Below are 16,536 nucleotides of genomic sequence, written 5' to 3'. Positions count from 1 at the left end.
TACTTAAAGTACGTGAGCACCGGAAGCGCAGGAAGCCATCGTTCGGAGGCCGGCATCACCTGAATATCGGCACGCCTAACGGGGCGTGACCTGCATCGGCAGACCGCCTTGCGGCTGCGTGGTCAGCTTCTGCACCGGCCAGGGTTTCGTTTCGGCGGTGGTGTCGAAGCGGAAGCGCGACAGCAGGATGGCGAGTGCGATGATCGCCTCCTGCATGGCGAAGCTGGCGCCGATGCAGACGCGGGGTCCCGCGCCGAACGGCAGATACTGGAAGCGGTCGATTTTCTCGCGGTTTCCCGGGTGGAACCGTTCGGGCAGGAAGGCGTCGGGCCGGTCCCACAGTTTCCTGTGGCGATGGACAACCCACGGCATGACCAGCACCGCGGCGTGCTTGGGGATATAAAGATCGTTCCACATTTCCGGTTCGATCGGTTCGCGGTTGATCGACGGCGCCGGCGGATAGAGCCTGAGCGCTTCGTCGAAGGCGGCGCGGGTAAACGGCATGGCGTCGAGCCATTTCGTCGGATCGGGTTCGCGCGCCAGCACCTGGTCGATCTCCTGCTCGACCCTGTCGCGTTCCCACGGCGATTCCGCGAGGCAGTAGAGCGTCCAGCCGAGCGCGCGCGCCGTGGTCTCGTGGCCGGCGCCGATGAAGGTGATGATGTTGTCCTCGACCTCGGCCCGGGTCAGGCCCCCAGGCCCCTCGGCCTTGAGCAGGAGCGTCAGGAAATCCTGCGGCACGGCATCGGGGTCGCGCTTGAATTTCGCTTCGCGCATCTTCACCGTGTCGGTGACGATCTTGCGGAAATAGGCCATGGTCTTGCGGCCGCGGATGCGGGTGAGCCGCGGCAGCCAATCGGGCGCGCGCAACAGGTCGAGCGGATCGACGCGACCCATGGTCTCGAACAGCCGGTCGATCTCATTGCCGAAACTGCCCGGCTGACCGGCAATCTCGCCGGAAAACAGCGTCTCGGCCAGGATGTCATAGGTCAGCAGCGTCATGTCATGGGCGATGTCGGACGTGCCGCCATCCTCGTAGCGGGCGGCGAACTCCCGCGTGCGCCTGAGCATCGGCTGGGCGAAGCCGAAGATATGGCGCGGCGTGAACACCGGCGCCATCGCCTTGCGCGAGCGCTTCCACACCTCGCCCTCGGCGGTCAGCAGGCCGTCGCGCAGGATCGGCCGCAGGATCTTCTGGCGCACCGTCGCCATCTTGTAGTTCTTGGCATTGTCGACAAGCACATGGCGGATAAGGCCTGGATCGTTGGCGACGACCAGATGTCCACCAACGCCATTCACCGAAATCCAGGGCTCGTTGTAGGTATGCTCACCCCACAGTTCGAGCGGGTTGCGGTAGACGATGCGGATCATCTCCAGCGTCGAGGGAGGCGTCGTGCGCGGCTTTGGCGCCGGGGGAATGAAAGGGGCGGGCTGCGTGTCCATAGAGTGCTCCGCTGATACACCAATGTAGTGGGTCGCAAAGCAGGCGTCCATGTGACCGCGAGGCCTGAGGCTGCCGCTCTCCGTAATGTGACCGGATTCGGGAAGCGCCTGCTTGTTGTGGATGATTGCATGCCTTAGGTGGCAGTCACCAACAGATACCGACAGCCAGCGGGAGCCCGCCTTGAAGCACCAGTTGAACATCATCATCAGCAGCACGCGACCTGGGCGCGCCGGGCCGGTTTTCGCGGAATGGCTGGAGCGGTTCGCCCGCGAGCACGGGAAATTCGAACCGGTGCTGACCGACATCGCCGCGTTCAACCTGCCGGTGCTGGACGAGCCGCATCACCCCAGGCTCGGCAACTACCAGAACGACCATACCAAGGCCTGGTCGAAGGCGGTCGACGCCGCCGACGCCTTTGTGTTCGTGGCGCCGGAATACAATTATTTCGCCGCCCCGGCGATCATCAACGCGATCGACTACCTCGCGCGCGAGTGGAAGTACAAACCCGCCGCCATCCTGAGCTATGGCGGCGTCTCAGGCGGCCTGCGCGCGGCGCAAGCCCTCAAGCCGCTGCTTGCTTCGGTGGGTATCATGCCGATCCCCGAAGGGGTCGCCCTGCCGCTCTACCAGAAACTGCTCGACAACGACGGCTCTTTCCGGGCGAGCGAGCAGGTGCAGGGCGGAACCGGGACCATGCTGGACGAGCTGTTGCGCTGGAGCGAGGCATTGAAGCCGATGCGGGCTACTGCCTGAAAGCGCCGGCTTTCGGTCCGGCTTGCTTGCGCCATAAAGAGGTGGAATGGTCGGCGAACGACTGAGCCGGGGCGGTTCGACTTGCGTTTGCTGTTTGCCTTGCTGCTGATGCTTACGACCACCGCCGCCGCTGTGGCGGAGCGGCGCGTGGCGCTGGTCATCGCCGACGATGACTATCGCCTGGTTCGGCCGCTCGCCAATCCGGTCAATGACGGCGAGGCGATGGAAACGGCGCTGAAGAAGCTCGGCTTCGAGGTTTTGCTCGAAACCAATCGCGATCTCAGGCGCATGCGCCGCGCGCTCGACGATTTTCGCCAGGATGCGAAAGGCGCCGACGTGGCGCTGGTCTATTTCTCCGGCCATGGCGTCGAAATCTCCGGCGACAACCGGCTGCTGCCGATCGATGCCGACGCCTCTTCGCTCGGTGCGCTGGAGAAGACCAGCCTGCCGCTCGAAGAAGTGCGCGACGCGGTCGCCGCCACCGCCAAGGTCGGGTTGATCGTGCTCGACGCCTGCCGCAGCGATCCCTTCTCGGGAAGCGGCGGCGAAGGGCGCGGTGCGACGTCACTGGCAAAGGACGTCGCGGAAAAGGTCCGGCCGGGCCTAGGCCGGATTGGCCGCGCGGAAAACATCCTGTTCGCCTTCTCGGCCGCCCCCGGCGAGACGGCCGCCGACGGAACCGGCCGGAATTCGCCGTTCACGATAGCGCTGGCCAAATATCTCGACACCGACGGGCTCGAAATCCGCTCGGTGCTGACGCTGGTGCAGCAGGAGGTCTATGACCTGTCGCGTGGCAAACAGTTGCCTTACGTCGAGAGCGGCCTACCGAAGCTGTTCTTTGCCGCGGCGGCCAAGGAACAGCTGCCGGAGCGCGAACGCCTGCTGCTGGCCATGGCCGATGTGACGCCCGAAATGCGCGGCCAGGTCGAGCAGATCGCCAGCGACGCCGATATGCCGCTGGCGCCGCTCTATGGCGCGCTGATCAGTTCCGACACCAGCCATTTGTCGGCGGACAACCTGAACGCCAGGCTGCGCGAGGCAGCCGACGCCTTCGTCAAGGTGCGCGAAGAAATGAAGACGCTGGCCGCCGACGATCCGCGCGTGACGGAACTGCGCCGGCAAGCCGAGGAGCAACTGGCACTGGGCGCCTTCGACTCGGCGCAGGCAAAGCTGGCGCAAGCGGCCAATATCGACGAGGTGTCGCGCAACGCGCTGAAGGTGAATTTCGTCGACCGCACGCTGTCGCAGGCTGCAACGCTGTTCCTGTCGGCAGGCGCGGCGCGCGCCGACCTGCACTATGCGGCAGCCATCAACGGCTACGAATCCGTGCTTGCGCTCTATGGCGAGGCCGGGCAGACCTCGCTCAGCCTGGAGCAGGCCGACCGCCAGAGCCGCGCGCTGGAGGAACTCGGTATTCTCTATACGACGGTCGGCAGCACCGAAGCGGCCGGCCGCGCCTTCGCCGCGCTGCTGGCCAATCTCGAACAGCGGTCGCGTCAGGAAACCGATCCCAGCGTCAGGCGCGATCTCGCCATCAGCCATATCAAGCTCGCCAACATAAGGATGGCGCAAGGCGACCTGCCAACCGCCCTGGAAAACTATGAGGCGGCCAGGGACATGCTGCAGGACCTGACCACAAGCGTTCCGGACAAAAAAGACTGGCTCGGCGACCTTGCCATGGCCAATGACAAGATCGGCAACGTGCTGGCGACGCAAGGCGATGTGGGCGCCGCGGCCCAGGCCTATCAACAAAGCCTGTCGATCAAGCAGCAGTTGGCTGATGCGGAGCCGGGCCGCGCCTATCTGCTGCGCGATCTGACCATAACCTATGACGAAATCGGCGACCTTGCCCATACCGCCGGCCAGTTGGACGGTGCCCAGACTGCCTTTGAAGAGAGCCTGAGAATTCGGCTGGTGCTGGCCGAGAACAAACCCGATGACCCTGAGCGCCAGCGCGCTGTCTCCGTCAGCCACGGCAAGATCGGTGACTTGCTGCGCGAGCGCGGCAACACCGCCGGTGCGCTCGCGGCCTTCAACAAGAGCCAGGCGATCGCCGAAGAGCTGGTGCGCCGCGACCCCAACGATACCGACTTGAAGCGCGACGTGTCGATCGGTTACGCCAAGATCGGCAATGCGCTCAGCGATCAGAAGAACTGGCCGCCAGCACTTGCTTCCTATCAGCGGGCGCTGGCCATAGCGCGTGATCTTGCAACGAGCGATCCGGGCAACGCAGACTGGCAACGCGACCTGTCGATCTGTCTGGAAAAGGTTGCCGGCGTGCTTGATGTCCAGGGCAATGTCAGCGGCGCACTGCAAAACTATCGGGACAGTCTTGCCATCGCCGACCGGCTGGCCAAGCTCGACCCAGCCAATTCCGACTGGCAACGCGACCTGTCGATCACGCTCTCGGAAATTGGTATGCTGGAGACCAAACAGCGCCACTTCGAGGGCTCCAGTACGGCCTTCGAAGCCAGCCTCGGCATCCGCCAGCGACTGGCCCAGTCCGATCCGAACAATGCGATCTGGCAATTTGATCTGGTACAGGCCTACATCAACTATGCGTACGTGGCGAAGGATCCGAAGGCCGCGCTGACCAAGGCGCTGAACCTGACGCTGGAGCTCGACCGCACGGGCCGGCTGGCGCCTCGGGACAGATCCACGATCAAATATTTGCGCGGCCTTCTCGCCAAATTCGACGCCCAGAAAAAATAGCCGGCTACCGGCCCGGGATTTGCCCGGGGAATGCCTGCAAACCTTGGAAAAACCGCCTTTAGCGCCTATATCTAGTCCATATCAGAGGCGCGATTCGGGGCCCGATTTTCAGCGCCGCGCCAGCGGCATCCAGACAACAGGTTTTCATGAGCGACCAGATCGAGAACAACAACGGCGCTGAAGCCGAATACGGCGCCGATTCCATCAAGGTTTTGAAGGGGTTGGATGCTGTCCGCAAACGCCCCGGCATGTATATCGGCGACACCGACGACGGTTCCGGCCTGCACCACATGGTCTATGAGGTGGTCGACAACGCCATCGACGAGGCGCTGGCCGGTCATGCCGACCTAGTCACCGTGACGCTCAACCCCGATGGTTCGGTCACGGTGATCGACAATGGCCGTGGCATTCCGACCGATATCCACACCGGCGAAGGCATTTCCGCAGCCGAAGTGATCATGACGCAGCTGCATGCCGGCGGCAAGTTCGACCAGAACTCCTACAAGGTGTCGGGCGGCCTGCATGGCGTCGGTGTCTCGGTGGTCAACGCCCTGTCGGCGTGGCTGAAATTGAAGATCCGCCGCAACGGCCAGACCTTCGAGATGAGCTTCACGCATGGCAATGCGGACGCGCCGTTGAAGGTGACCGGCAGCTACGACCAGAACAAGCAGCCAGGCACCTATGAGGGACGCAGCGGCAGCGAGATCACCTTCTTCCCGTCGGCCGAGACCTTCACCATGGTCGAGTTCGACTTCGGCACGCTGGAACACCGGCTGCGCGAGCTCGCCTTCCTCAATTCCGGCGTGCGCATCGTTTTGACCGATGCCCGCCATGCCGACATTGTGCGCCACGAGCTGCACTATGATGGCGGGCTCGAGGAATTCGTCAAATATCTCGACCGGGTCAAGAAACCGCTGATCGACAAGCCGATCGCCATCAAGGCCGAGCGTGACGGCATCACCGTCGAAGTGGCGATGTGGTGGAACGACAGCTACCACGAGAACGTGCTGGCCTTCACCAACAACATTCCGCAGCGCGACGGCGGTACCCACCTGGCCGGCTTCCGCGGCGCGCTGACCCGTCAGATCACCGGCTATGGCGATTCCTCGGGCCTGACCAAGAAGGAAAAGGTCTCGCTGATCGGCGACGACTGCCGCGAGGGCCTGACGGCGGTGCTTTCGGTCAAGGTTCCCGACCCGAAATTCTCCTCGCAAACCAAGGACAAACTGGTCTCATCGGAAGTCCGTCCGGTGGTCGAAGGGCTGGTCAACGAGGCGCTCGGCACCTGGCTGGAAGAACACCCGACCGAGGGCAAGGTGGTCGTCGAGAAGGTGATCCAGGCCGCGGCGGCCCGTGAAGCGGCGCGCAAGGCGCGCGACATCACCCGCAAGAGTTCGCTCGGCGTCACTTCGCTGCCCGGCAAGCTGGCCGATTGCCAGGAACGCGACCCGGCGAAATCCGAAATCTTCATCGTCGAGGGCGATTCCGCCGGTGGCTCGGCCAAGGGTGGGCGTTCGCGCCAGAACCAGGCGATCCTGCCCTTGCGCGGCAAGATCCTCAATGTCGAGCGGGCGCGATTCGACCGCATGCTCGGCTCCGACATGATCGGCACGCTGATCACCGCGCTCGGCACCTCGATCGGCAAGGACGAGTTCAACGCCGACAAGCTGCGCTACCACAAGATCATCCTGATGACCGACGCCGACGTCGACGGCGCCCACATCCGCACCTTGCTGCTGACCTTCTTCTTCCGTCAGATGCCGGAGCTGATCGAGCGCGGCCATCTCTACATCGCCCAGCCGCCGCTCTACAAAGTGACGCGCGGCAAGAGCTCGCAATACATCAAGGACGAGAGCGCGTTCGAGGAGTTCCTGATCGGCTCAGGGCTGGAGGAAGCATCGCTTTCGCTGGGCTCGGGCGAGGTGCGCGCCGGACAGGACCTGCGCAGCGCCATCGACGATGCGCTGGCGGTGCGCCAGCTGATCAACGGCCTGCACACGCGCTACAGCAGAGGCGTGGTCGAGCAGGCGGCGATCGCTGGCGGGCTCAACCCGGATGTCTTTGCCGATCTCGGCAGCGCCGATGCCATGGCCGAGCGGATTGCGAAACGCCTGGACATCATCGCCGAGGACACCGAGCGCGGTTGGACCGGCCGCATGTCGACCTCGAATGAAGGCGTCGGTGGTTATGTGTTCGAGCGCACGGTGCGCAGCGTCAAGGAATACGCGCATCTCGACCTGGCGCTGATCAATTCGGCGGACGCCCGCCAGCTCGACCGCTACGCACAGCGCCTCAGCGACGTCTACGGGACGCCACCGGTGCTGCGCCGCAAGGATGTCACCGAAACCATCTCGGGGCCGCTGGCGCTGCTCAACGCGGTCTTTGCGACCGGCCGCAAGGGCCTGACCATGCAGCGCTACAAGGGTCTCGGCGAGATGAACGCCGAACAACTCTGGGAAACCACGCTCGACCCGAATGTGCGCTCGCTGCTGCAGGTCAAGGTCAATGACGCCACCGACGCGGACTCGCTGTTCTCGCGGCTGATGGGCGACGAGGTCGAACCGAGGCGCGAGTTCATCCAGGACAACGCGCTGTCTGTCGCCAACCTGGATATTTGATCTCCGAGTTCGTTTCTACGCTTGCGGACTCGCCGGCGGTGGCCGGCCCGGCTCCAGCTTGCGACCGAGGTCGACAGCGTCGCGCAGCACGGCAAGGTGCGAGCGCGACGCAACGCCAACCGGCACAGTGACCTCGACGCCGGTCGCCGCCAGCGACCAATAAAGCGTATGCGTGAAGATGCGGCCGAGGGAACCGCGCAATTCGACCTGAACATTCTCCACGCCGGGGCCGAAATTCTCCGCCATCGGTCCGGAAATCGGATCGCCGGTCAACCAGCCATTGCCGCTGTCGAAGATGTTGGTCCACCGCGTCGCGGCAAACACCGCGCCATGATGCACCGCACGCTGCGGTTTGCCTGAAGGACTGCGCCCTTCCTGATAGAGGACGGTGCCGCCGGCCGCTGCCCCTTCGGCAATCGGCGGGCATGCCGAGAACAGCCGCTCGGCAATGCCCCGCCTGAATTCGGCGAGATTGTAGGTCACCAGAAATTCGCCATGGGTCAGCGGACTGCCAAGCGTGACGAAATCGCTGATCTTCCACGGCAGTGGATGGTCGGCATCCCTGGTGCGCAGCTGCCGGTAGAGCTCCCACTGATCGCGCCGGAAGCCGGCGAGATCATCCAGCCTGTCGGGCCATGCAGAACCATCGGCAACCAGCGTGGCCTTGTCGAGGGCCCGGATCGCCTTCAGTTTCGCCTTGTCGCGGATGGCCTCCAGTCTTCGGGGCCTGAAATCGGACCACAATATCTGCAACAGATCATAGGCGATCATCGACCCAAGGCTGTGCGAGACGAGTACGATCCGGTCGTAGGCATCGTCCATCATCAGACCCCTCAGCAGCCTCAGGCCGCGATCGCGGACCAGCGCGCGCTTCTCGACCGTCGCCGCTTCCGCACGCACATAGGCCGCGACATCGCCGAAATAGGGGAGGCCAAACCGATCCACCGACCAGATGATGAACGAGGCCAGGGTCGTGACGAGAACGCCGGCGCCCCAAGACATATAGCCTTGCCGAACCGACGTCGCGAGCGCCAGCGTCGCGCCGAGAACGACGATGACGGCAAAAAGCGTGACGAGATAGAGCTTGCGGGCGTCGCGCGGAATGTCGGCGGGCTTGCGCCAGAGCAGATTTGTCACCCAGGCGGCAAGCCGGCCCCGTGTCGTGCCCTGCGTGATGTCGGCCCAGTAAAGCTCGTAGAAATCGGTGCGACGGCCATCGACATCGTAGGGCGTGGTGATCCGGCGAAGTTCGTACGAGTTTGTGCGGCTATCGGGTGTGATCCAGCTCTGGTTGATCTGCGCGCCAGCGGGGTCGGCCGGATCGGCCACATGGGCATAAAACGGCGCGCGGGTGGGGTCATAGCTCCAGACAGCCTGAACAAAGCCCCGCAGCGTATCCATGGGCCGCTGTTCGCCCATGCCATGCACGATCACCACCGCCTGGCTGAGCTTGCGCGGCGCTTTTGCGGTGGCCGGCGATGCAACAGAGTCGGGCACCAACGTCTCCGTTGACGAAAAGCCCGTCGGCAGGACGGGAATACATTATCGTAGCCCCGAAACAGCCATCAAGCCAAGAAAAAGCCCGGCGCGGGGCCGGGCTTTTTCTTGGCGTGTCCCAATGCTGATCCCTGATCAGTGATCCATGGCCTTGACGATTTCCTCGGTCATCTTCTTGGCGTCGCCGAGCAGCATCATGGTGCCGTCCTTGTAGAACAGCGTGTTGTCGATACCTGCATAGCCGGAGCCGAGCGAACGCTTCACGAACAGGCAGGTGCGCGCCTTGTCGACGTCGAGGATCGGCATGCCGTAGATGGGGCTGCTTTTGTCATCCCGCGCGGATGGGTTGGTGACGTCGTTGGCGCCGATGACATAGGCGACATCGGCCTGGGCGAACTCCGAGTTGATGTCCTCGAGCTCGAACACCTCGTCATAGGGCACGTTGGCTTCGGCGAGCAGCACGTTCATGTGGCCGGGCATGCGGCCGGCGACCGGATGAATGGCGTACTTCACGTCGACGCCGTTGGCCTTGAGCTTGTCAGCCATTTCGCGCAGCGCATGCTGCGCCTGGGCAACCGCCATGCCGTAGCCCGGCACGATGATGACCTTCTGTGCGTTCATCATCAGATAGGCGGCGTCGTCGGCCGAACCCTGCTTGACCGTGCGCTCGATGCCGTCGTCAGCCGCTGCCGCCGTCTCGCCGCCGAAGCCGCCAAGGATGACCGAGATAAAGCTCCGGTTCATACCCTTGCACATGATGTAGGACAGGATCGCGCCGGACGAGCCGACCAGCGCGCCGGTGATGATCAGCGCCAGATTGCCGAGCGTGAAGCCGAGTGCGGCCGCTGCCCAGCCAGAATAGGAATTCAGCATCGAGACGACGACCGGCATGTCGGCGCCGCCGATCGGGATGATGAGCAGGATGCCCAACACCAGCGAGGCGGCGACGATCAGCCAGAACACCAGCTTGGACTCGGTGGTGACCAGAAGCACGATCAGCACGATCAGCGCGATGCCAAGCGCGGCGTTGATGAAGTGGCGGCCGCCGATCATGATCGGCTTGCCGGACATGCGGCCATCGAGTTTCAAAAAGGCGATGACCGAGCCGGTGAAGGTGATGGCGCCGATGGCGACGCCAAGGCTCATCTCGATCAGGGCCTGGGCATGGATGTCGCCCGCCGTGCCGATGCCAAAGCTTTCCGGGGCGTAGATGGCGGCGGCGGCCACCATGACGGCGGCAAGGCCGACCAGCGAGTGGAAGGCAGCGACCAGCTGCGGCATCGAGGTCATGGCGATGCGGCGCGCGGTGACGGCGCCGACCGAGCCGCCGATCAGCAGACCGAGAACGATGAGACCGAAGCGGCCGGCCGACGGGGTTGCCAGCGCCAGCGTGGTGGCGATGGCGATGCCCATGCCGATCATGCCGTAGAGGTTGCCCTGGCGGCTGGTGGTCGGATGCGACAGGCCGCGCAGCGCCATGATGAACAGGACGCCGGAGACGAGGTAGAGGAAGGACGCGAAGTTGGCGTTCATGGCGCTCTACTTGTCCTTCTTCTTGTACATGGCCAGCATGCGCTGGGTGACGAGGAAGCCGCCGAAGATGTTGACCGAGACCAGCATCAGCGCGACGAAGCCGAAGCCGGCGGCAATGCCGGAGGCGGCGATGCCGACGGCAAGCAGCGCGCCGACGACGATGACCGAGGAGATGGCGTTGGTGACGGCCATCAGCGGCGTGTGCAGCGCAGGGGTCACCGACCAGACGACGTAATAGCCGACGAAGATCGCCAGCACGAAAATGGCGAAGCGGAAGACGAAGGGATCGATGGCGCCGCCGGACAGCGCGTGCGCGGCACCACCCGCCGCCTCGGCACCGCCGGGCGCCGTCGCCATGTTCTGCACCGCCAGCCGAACGGCAGCAGTCGCCTGATCAAGCTGGTCGAGGGCTTTCTGCAGGGTCTCATCCATCACGCAATGCCTTTCGACTTCGACGAGGGCGACTTGGCTGCGGCCGGTTTCTTCGACGCGGCTTTCTTGGGCGCAGACGGTTTGGCCGAAGCGTCGGCGACGATGGTCGTGGCCGGGACTGCGGCCGGCTCGACATGTTGGCCCTTTGGCGGCTGCTGGTCGGCCTTTGCGAAGGCCGGGTGCACGACTTTGCCGCCGTCGGTCAGCATCGTCGCCTTGACCAGGTCGTCGTCGCGATTGATGGCAAGCGTCTTCGTCGCCTTGTCGACCAGCGTCTCAAGGAAGGCGAACAGGTTCCTGGCATAGAGCAGCGAGGCGGATGCGGCGACGCGGCCGGGCACATTGAGGTGGCCGACGATCTTGACCCCGTTGGCCGTCGTCACGACCTTGCCAACCTCGGCACCCTCGACATTGCCGCCACGCTCGACGGCGAGGTCGACGATCACCGAACCCGGCTTCATCGACGCGACCATCGCCGCCGACACCAGTTTAGGCGCCGGCCTGCCGGGAATAAGCGCCGTGGTGATGACGATGTCCTGTTTGGCTATATGCTCGGCGGTGAGTGCCGCCTGCTTGGCCTGATATTCCTTCGACATTTCCTTGGCGTAACCGCCGGCCGTCTCGGCGGCCTTGAACTCCTCGTCCTCGACCGCGAGGAACTTTGCGCCGAGCGAGGCGACCTGTTCCTTGGCGGCGGGGCGAACGTCGGTCGCGGTGACGACCGCGCCCAGCCGGCGGGCGGTGGCGATCGCCTGCAGGCCGGCGACGCCGACGCCCATGATGAAGACTTTCGCCGCCGGCACCGTGCCCGCCGCCGTCATCATCATCGGCAAGGCGCGATCATATTCCGAAGCGCCGTCGATGACCGCCTGGTAGCCGGCAAGATTGGCCTGTGAGGACAGCACATCCATCGACTGGGCACGGGTGATGCGCGGCATGAACTCCATCGAGAAGGCGGTGACGCCGGCCTTGGCAAGGGCTGCCACCGCAGCATCATTGCCGTAGGGATCCATGATGGCGATGACCGCCGCACCGGGCCTGTAGCTCTTCAGCTCGGCATCCGTCGGCCGGCGCACTTTCAACACCACATCAGCCTTGGCGACGGCGTCAGCCTTGCCGATGGCGGCACCGGCTTTGGCGAATTCCTCGTCGGGGATGCGCGACCGCGTGCCGGCACCGGTCTCGACGACGATGTCGAAGCCAAGCCCGGCCAGACGTTTCACCGTATCGGGCGAAGCGGCGACGCGCGGCTCGTTGGCATCGAGTTCACGAGGGATGAAAACCGTCTGTCCCACCGCATGATCCTTTCGGCCGGAAGCTGTTTCCCGCAAGACGCCGACCGGCCTCGCGGCGGCGCCGTGGACAAGGTGTCGGAAAAATCTATCGGAGGATAAGGGCGCCGATGGCCAGAATCAGAATGAACAGGACGGTCGCCGAAAAGAAGCCGCCCGCGAAGAAGCCGAAAGCCATTGCCAGGAGCAGGGCGCCGCAGAAGAGCGATCCGTATTTGGCCAGCCTGAGAAAGCCCGCATAGGTGCGGTCATGCTCGGCGTAGTCCATCTTCGCACCCAGTTCGACAGGACCGGTCGGCGCATGATCAGCCATAGCAATACCCCTTCGAAGACATCTTTCAGGCACATACCGAAAAGCTGGGCCGAGAGCAATGGCGCTATTGCCGCATCGCAGTCGACAACTGCCTCAAAGGAAAATTGAAGCCGGCGCCGACCACAAGCTGGCACCCGGCGACCCTGTCAGCCGGCTAGATGCGGGAAAAGCCCGAGCAGTCCGACGACGATCAGATAGAGCGCGACGATGTAGTTCAACAGCCTTGGCATCACGAGGATCAGCACGCCGGCAATCAGCGAGATCAGCGGGGTGAGCGCAAGCGTGGAAATGGTCATGTCGGGTTCCTTCTGACAGATCCGTCTGAAATGATGACAAAGTCAGCGGCAACGACGCACCGCCGCCATTCAGAACGCGGATGTGGCCGGAAAGCTCCGAGCGCTTTCAAGAAAAGCGCGAAGCCTCAGGCGGCTTCGCGATAGTATTTCGCTGTCGGCACGATGGACAAAGGTGTCAATCGGTTGATGGCCGGATTGGCAAACATCAGCCGCTGTTCCGTCGGCGTCGACCTGAAGAATGGGAACCGTTCGAGTGTCAGCCGCATATTTTCGCCGGCAGGGATTTCGAACAGGGCGATCCCGGTAAGAACGCCCGGAAATTCCTTGGCCTCGGTCCTCTGCACGGCATTGAAATAACGGGAATAAAAATTGGAATGCTCGACCTTGACCGGCGTCAGCACCGAGTTCTGGCCGAAATAGAGCGAGGCCACCATGGCAAGCCTGAGTGTCAGAAAAGGCAGCACTCCGGGCGCCGGCGCGCTGTCGGGATCGGTGGCGAACCGGGTTCCGTCGATGAAAGTTTCTCCGCGGGCAAGTCGCTCGATCAGTATTTCCGGATAGGCATCGACGGAGGGCGAATACGGGTGCTCGCGAGAAATGTAATGGAAGCGGATCGTGCTGACCAATTCGCCATAGCAATAGACACCGAACCGGTAGGAATTGGGCAGATTGTCCCAGCGATCCTCGAACATCCCGCTGGCGATCGGACCGCACATGCCTGAGCGCAGGTAGGATTTGTAGCGAAGCCGATAGATCGCCTCCAAATCCTCGCCGCCCGTAATGAGGCGATAATCGACATGCTCCAGCAGTTGCATGATCGATCGATTCAGCACCGAATCGCCATGTGTACGGACGCCGCCCGACGCGTTCACTGCAGCATCCATTGTCTGTCCTCGAAAATTCCGCCTGCGAATAGGCTAGTCGAGCTGAAATGAGACACAAGCCGAAATTTCGATAGTCTTGATTTACCTTCTGTTAACCTTAACAGGCGGCCGACCGTTTGAGATGTCTATTGGTGAGTAATTCGCGTGAGAAGGATGCCGCCAAGGGCGATGTGGACCATGGCCTTCCGAGACATCGATGCGGTCTTCGCAATCGCGTGCCAGGCGCGCCTCAATCCCGTGGCCCAGCCATCGTTTCACGGAAAACGCCGAACCGCTCTATCTCTTTGTTTTAACGCAATTTCCCGGGGAAAAGCGTTTCACACTTTTGCTAGAATTGCTCTAACTGGCGTCCGTTTGCTGGTGGGACGCAGGTCCGCGGCGAATGGCCAGGTGACACTCGACATCGTCTCGATGCCCGACGCACTAAGCGCGGCACCGAAGAGGAAGCCTTGCACGAGATCCGGTTTGACCTGCAAGGCCAGGATCTTGAGCTGCTCGAAGGTCTCGACACCTTCGACGGTCACGGAAAGTCCGAGCGGTCGCGACAGATTGACGATGCCCTTGAGCAGTTCGAGCGAGCGGCTGTTTTGAGTGACGTCGATCAGGAACGAACGGTCGATCTTGATCTTGTCGAGCGGCAGCTTGTGCAGGTAGCTCAGGCTCGAATAGCCGGTGCCGAAATCGTCGAGCGCGATGCGCACGCCAAGCTGCTTCAGCTCCTCGATGTACTGGCGTGTCAGCGACTTGTCGTCGAGCAGCGCCGTTTCGGTGACCTCGATCTCCAGCCGGCCAGCGGCGAGGCCGGAGCCGGTCAACGCGTCGCGAACCTTCTGGATGACGTCGCGGCTGCGGAAATCCTTGGCCGAGAGATTGACCGAGACGCTGGTCTGGTCCGGCCATTTGGCGCATTCAGTGCAGGCCGCCTGCAGCACGAAGGTGCTGATCTCGGAAATGATGCCCATTTCCTCGGCCAGCGGAATGAAGATGCTGGGCGAGATCGGCCCGAGATCGGGATGGTCCCACCGGCACAGCGCCTCGCAACTGGCGATACGCATGGTGTTCATCGCCACGATCGGCTGATAGACCACCCGCAGGGCCTTGCTTTCGACGGCCGTGCGCAGATCCGCCTTCATCAGCTGACGGTTGCGGAAGGCGGCATCCATCGAGGCCTCGAACAGCCGCCAGCTGTTCTTGCCGAGTTCCTTGGCCTTGTAGAGCGCCAGGTCAGCCTTGACGATCATGGCGTCGACATCAGTATCCTTGACCCGTGACAGCACCGCACCGCCGCTGGCCTGGATGCGCAGCCCGTGGCCGGCGACGTCGACCTCCCCGTGCAGGCCGACGAAAATCTCGTCGAGCTGGCTGGTCAGATGGCTCTCATCCTCGACGCGGTCGAAGAAAATCATGAATTCGTCGCCGCCAAAGCGGCTGACCGTGATGCCTTGCCCGGCAATCGCGGCAAGCCGCTCGGCGACGGCGTAGATCAACCCGTCGCCGATCGGATGTCCAAGCGTGTCGTTGACGCTCTTGAAATCGTCGAGGTCGAGCACCGCCAGCCCGCAGAGACGGTCGAGGTCGCCGGACGCCATGGCCTCGCCGACCAGTTCGTGGAAATAGGCGCGGTTGGGCAGGCCGGTGAGGTTGTCGTAGCGTGCCATGAAGCGGATCTTGTCTTCCGCCTCAACACGGGCGGTGACGTCCTCGAAAGTGATGACGCCCAGCTCCTGGCTACCTTCGCGAGCCGAGAATTCATAGTGCTGGCCGTTGGCGAGGGAAACCAGCACCTTGCGGTCGCGGCCCTCGCGCAGGGCGCGCGTCAGCTGGGCCTCGATGTAGCGGCAATCCTTCGGCGCCAGCATGCCGCCGGCGACACCGCGCATCAAAAGACCATGGATCGACCGCCCGAGCAGCGCATCCGGCGACTTCAGCGACATCAGATGCGCGGCCTCGGCATTGGCCACCGCCACGCGGCCGTCCGGGCCAAGCATGACAAGGCCGTGCGACATGGTGTTGAGGGCGCGATCGAACCTGCGCGCCAGCTTCCCCGCTTCCTTGTGGCCGATGACCGCGGAGAAAAGCACGTTGCGGACGTGGTCAGCGCTGTTGATCGTGATGAAAGTCATCGGGATGATCATCAACCCAAGAACGACCGAGGGGAGATCCATGCGCAGCAAGAGAGCAAGTGCTGCCGGGCCAATGAAGGTCACGGAAAAAATCCGCACCATGAGCGGAGATCCGTAGTTCCGGCCGACAACCGTGACCAAGGTAGCAATGGCCAGCGACGTCGCCGCCAGTTCGGCAAAGGGATCAGGATATACATAGATCGATATGAAGCATAACGCGCCCAACCCGAGGCCCTGCAGGCTGCCCTTGAGGATGTAGTTGCGTTCCCACCGCCGCGCCTCGTCGACATTGGCTATGACACCGCCCGCCTTGCGGAAGCCGCGAATGCCGAAGTAACGAAAAAGGCTGATGGACAGCAGAGCAAAAGAAAAAGCCAGGAACAACGGATTGTGCGTTCGCAAGTAGATCATCAATCCGAGGATCCAATAGCATGCGCCGCCGATCACCAGCATGTGGGCGTTGTCGAACAACGACCGCACAAACTGGATATAAACATCCGCCGGGATGTTTTCGGTCTTTGTTCTGCCCATTATCGTCGGCCCAACGCTAAGCCCTGTCATGTCACGTCCGCCTTAAGAAAGGCTTAGAACAGCGGCTTGGGCTCGGTTGCCGAAGACACACAAATGCAGGATCTGCCG

The 16,536-nt window shown here is 63.1% G+C and carries 12 protein-coding genes; 3 read left to right on the top strand and 9 right to left on the bottom strand.

Annotation, left to right across the window (positions count from 1 at the left end; genetic code table 11):
• Window positions 1-75: 75 nt before the first annotated feature.
• Window positions 76-1,443, bottom strand: a complete 1,368-nt coding sequence (locus ACFSQT_RS24655; protein ID WP_379023027.1) for a cytochrome P450 — start codon at window positions 1,441-1,443, stop codon at window positions 76-78.
• A 181-nt stretch (window positions 1,444-1,624) separates the two neighbouring features.
• On the opposite strand from ACFSQT_RS24655, the gene ACFSQT_RS24650 reads away from it, so the two are divergent.
• From ACFSQT_RS24650 to gyrB, 3 genes are all read left to right on the top strand, one after another.
• Complete coding sequence (locus ACFSQT_RS24650) at window positions 1,625-2,197, top strand: NADPH-dependent FMN reductase (RefSeq protein WP_379023189.1); 573 nt, start codon at window positions 1,625-1,627, stop codon at window positions 2,195-2,197.
• 81 nt (window positions 2,198-2,278) lie between these two features.
• The gene (locus tag ACFSQT_RS24645; RefSeq protein WP_379023025.1) at window positions 2,279-4,909 is read left to right on the top strand and encodes a caspase family protein; all 2,631 of its coding nucleotides are present in this window, start codon (window positions 2,279-2,281) and stop codon (window positions 4,907-4,909) included.
• A gap of 146 nt (window positions 4,910-5,055) precedes the next feature.
• Window positions 5,056-7,527, top strand: a complete 2,472-nt coding sequence (gene gyrB / locus ACFSQT_RS24640) for a DNA topoisomerase (ATP-hydrolyzing) subunit B (RefSeq protein ID WP_379023023.1) — start codon at window positions 5,056-5,058, stop codon at window positions 7,525-7,527.
• 15 nt (window positions 7,528-7,542) lie between these two features.
• Here gyrB and ACFSQT_RS24635 read toward each other — a convergent pair whose 3' ends face one another.
• The 8 genes from ACFSQT_RS24635 to ACFSQT_RS24600 all read right to left on the bottom strand — a co-directional run bounded on the left by ACFSQT_RS24635 (window position 7,543) and on the right by ACFSQT_RS24600 (window position 16,428).
• A complete protein-coding gene (locus tag ACFSQT_RS24635; protein ID WP_379023021.1) occupies window positions 7,543-9,024 on the bottom strand; it encodes a hypothetical protein in 1,482 nt (493 codons plus the stop codon).
• 135 nt (window positions 9,025-9,159) lie between these two features.
• Complete coding sequence (locus tag ACFSQT_RS24630; RefSeq protein ID WP_379023019.1) at window positions 9,160-10,557, bottom strand: NAD(P)(+) transhydrogenase (Re/Si-specific) subunit beta; 1,398 nt, start codon at window positions 10,555-10,557, stop codon at window positions 9,160-9,162.
• A 6-nt stretch (window positions 10,558-10,563) separates the two neighbouring features.
• The gene (locus ACFSQT_RS24625) at window positions 10,564-10,989 is read right to left on the bottom strand and encodes a proton-translocating transhydrogenase family protein (RefSeq protein ID WP_379023017.1); all 426 of its coding nucleotides are present in this window, start codon (window positions 10,987-10,989) and stop codon (window positions 10,564-10,566) included.
• On the bottom strand, window positions 10,989-12,284 hold the full coding sequence (locus tag ACFSQT_RS24620) for a Re/Si-specific NAD(P)(+) transhydrogenase subunit alpha (RefSeq protein ID WP_379023015.1): 1,296 nt from the start codon (window positions 12,282-12,284) through the stop codon (window positions 10,989-10,991). The genes ACFSQT_RS24625 and ACFSQT_RS24620 overlap by 1 nt, the downstream gene beginning before the upstream one ends.
• 85 nt (window positions 12,285-12,369) lie before the next feature.
• A complete protein-coding gene (locus ACFSQT_RS24615; RefSeq protein ID WP_379023013.1) occupies window positions 12,370-12,594 on the bottom strand; it encodes an aa3-type cytochrome c oxidase subunit IV in 225 nt (74 codons plus the stop codon).
• A gap of 146 nt (window positions 12,595-12,740) precedes the next feature.
• Window positions 12,741-12,890: a DUF3096 domain-containing protein gene (locus tag ACFSQT_RS24610; RefSeq protein WP_013528205.1), complete on the bottom strand. Its 150-nt coding sequence runs from the start codon at window positions 12,888-12,890 to the stop codon at window positions 12,741-12,743.
• A 125-nt stretch (window positions 12,891-13,015) separates the two neighbouring features.
• Window positions 13,016-13,774: an N-acyl amino acid synthase FeeM domain-containing protein gene (locus ACFSQT_RS24605; RefSeq protein WP_379023011.1), complete on the bottom strand. Its 759-nt coding sequence runs from the start codon at window positions 13,772-13,774 to the stop codon at window positions 13,016-13,018.
• 317 nt (window positions 13,775-14,091) lie between these two features.
• Window positions 14,092-16,428: a putative bifunctional diguanylate cyclase/phosphodiesterase gene (locus ACFSQT_RS24600; RefSeq protein WP_379023009.1), complete on the bottom strand. Its 2,337-nt coding sequence runs from the start codon at window positions 16,426-16,428 to the stop codon at window positions 14,092-14,094.
• Window positions 16,429-16,536 lie beyond the last annotated feature (108 nt).

The sequence above is a fragment of the Mesorhizobium calcicola genome, from assembly GCF_042682105.1.
Taxonomy (GTDB): Bacteria; Pseudomonadota; Alphaproteobacteria; order Rhizobiales; family Rhizobiaceae; genus Mesorhizobium; species Mesorhizobium calcicola.
The sequence above is the reverse complement of the archived record's forward strand: the minus strand, read 5'-3'. Positions and strand labels throughout refer to the sequence as shown.

Coding starts and splice junctions, on each gene's coding strand:
- ACFSQT_RS24615 (WP_379023013.1), bottom strand. CDS start 12,594: ATGGCTGATCATGCGCCGACCGGTCCTGTCGAACTGGGTGCGAAGATG.
- ACFSQT_RS24630 (WP_379023019.1), bottom strand. CDS start 10,557: ATGAACGCCAACTTCGCGTCCTTCCTCTACCTCGTCTCCGGCGTCCTG.
- ACFSQT_RS24600 (WP_379023009.1), bottom strand. CDS start 16,428: ATGGGCAGAACAAAGACCGAAAACATCCCGGCGGATGTTTATATCCAG.
- ACFSQT_RS24625 (WP_379023017.1), bottom strand. CDS start 10,989: ATGGATGAGACCCTGCAGAAAGCCCTCGACCAGCTTGATCAGGCGACT.
- ACFSQT_RS24655 (WP_379023027.1), bottom strand. CDS start 1,443: ATGGACACGCAGCCCGCCCCTTTCATTCCCCCGGCGCCAAAGCCGCGC.
- gyrB (WP_379023023.1), top strand. CDS start 5,056: ATGAGCGACCAGATCGAGAACAACAACGGCGCTGAAGCCGAATACGGC.
- ACFSQT_RS24610 (WP_013528205.1), bottom strand. CDS start 12,890: ATGACCATTTCCACGCTTGCGCTCACCCCGCTGATCTCGCTGATTGCC.
- ACFSQT_RS24605 (WP_379023011.1), bottom strand. CDS start 13,774: ATGGATGCTGCAGTGAACGCGTCGGGCGGCGTCCGTACACATGGCGAT.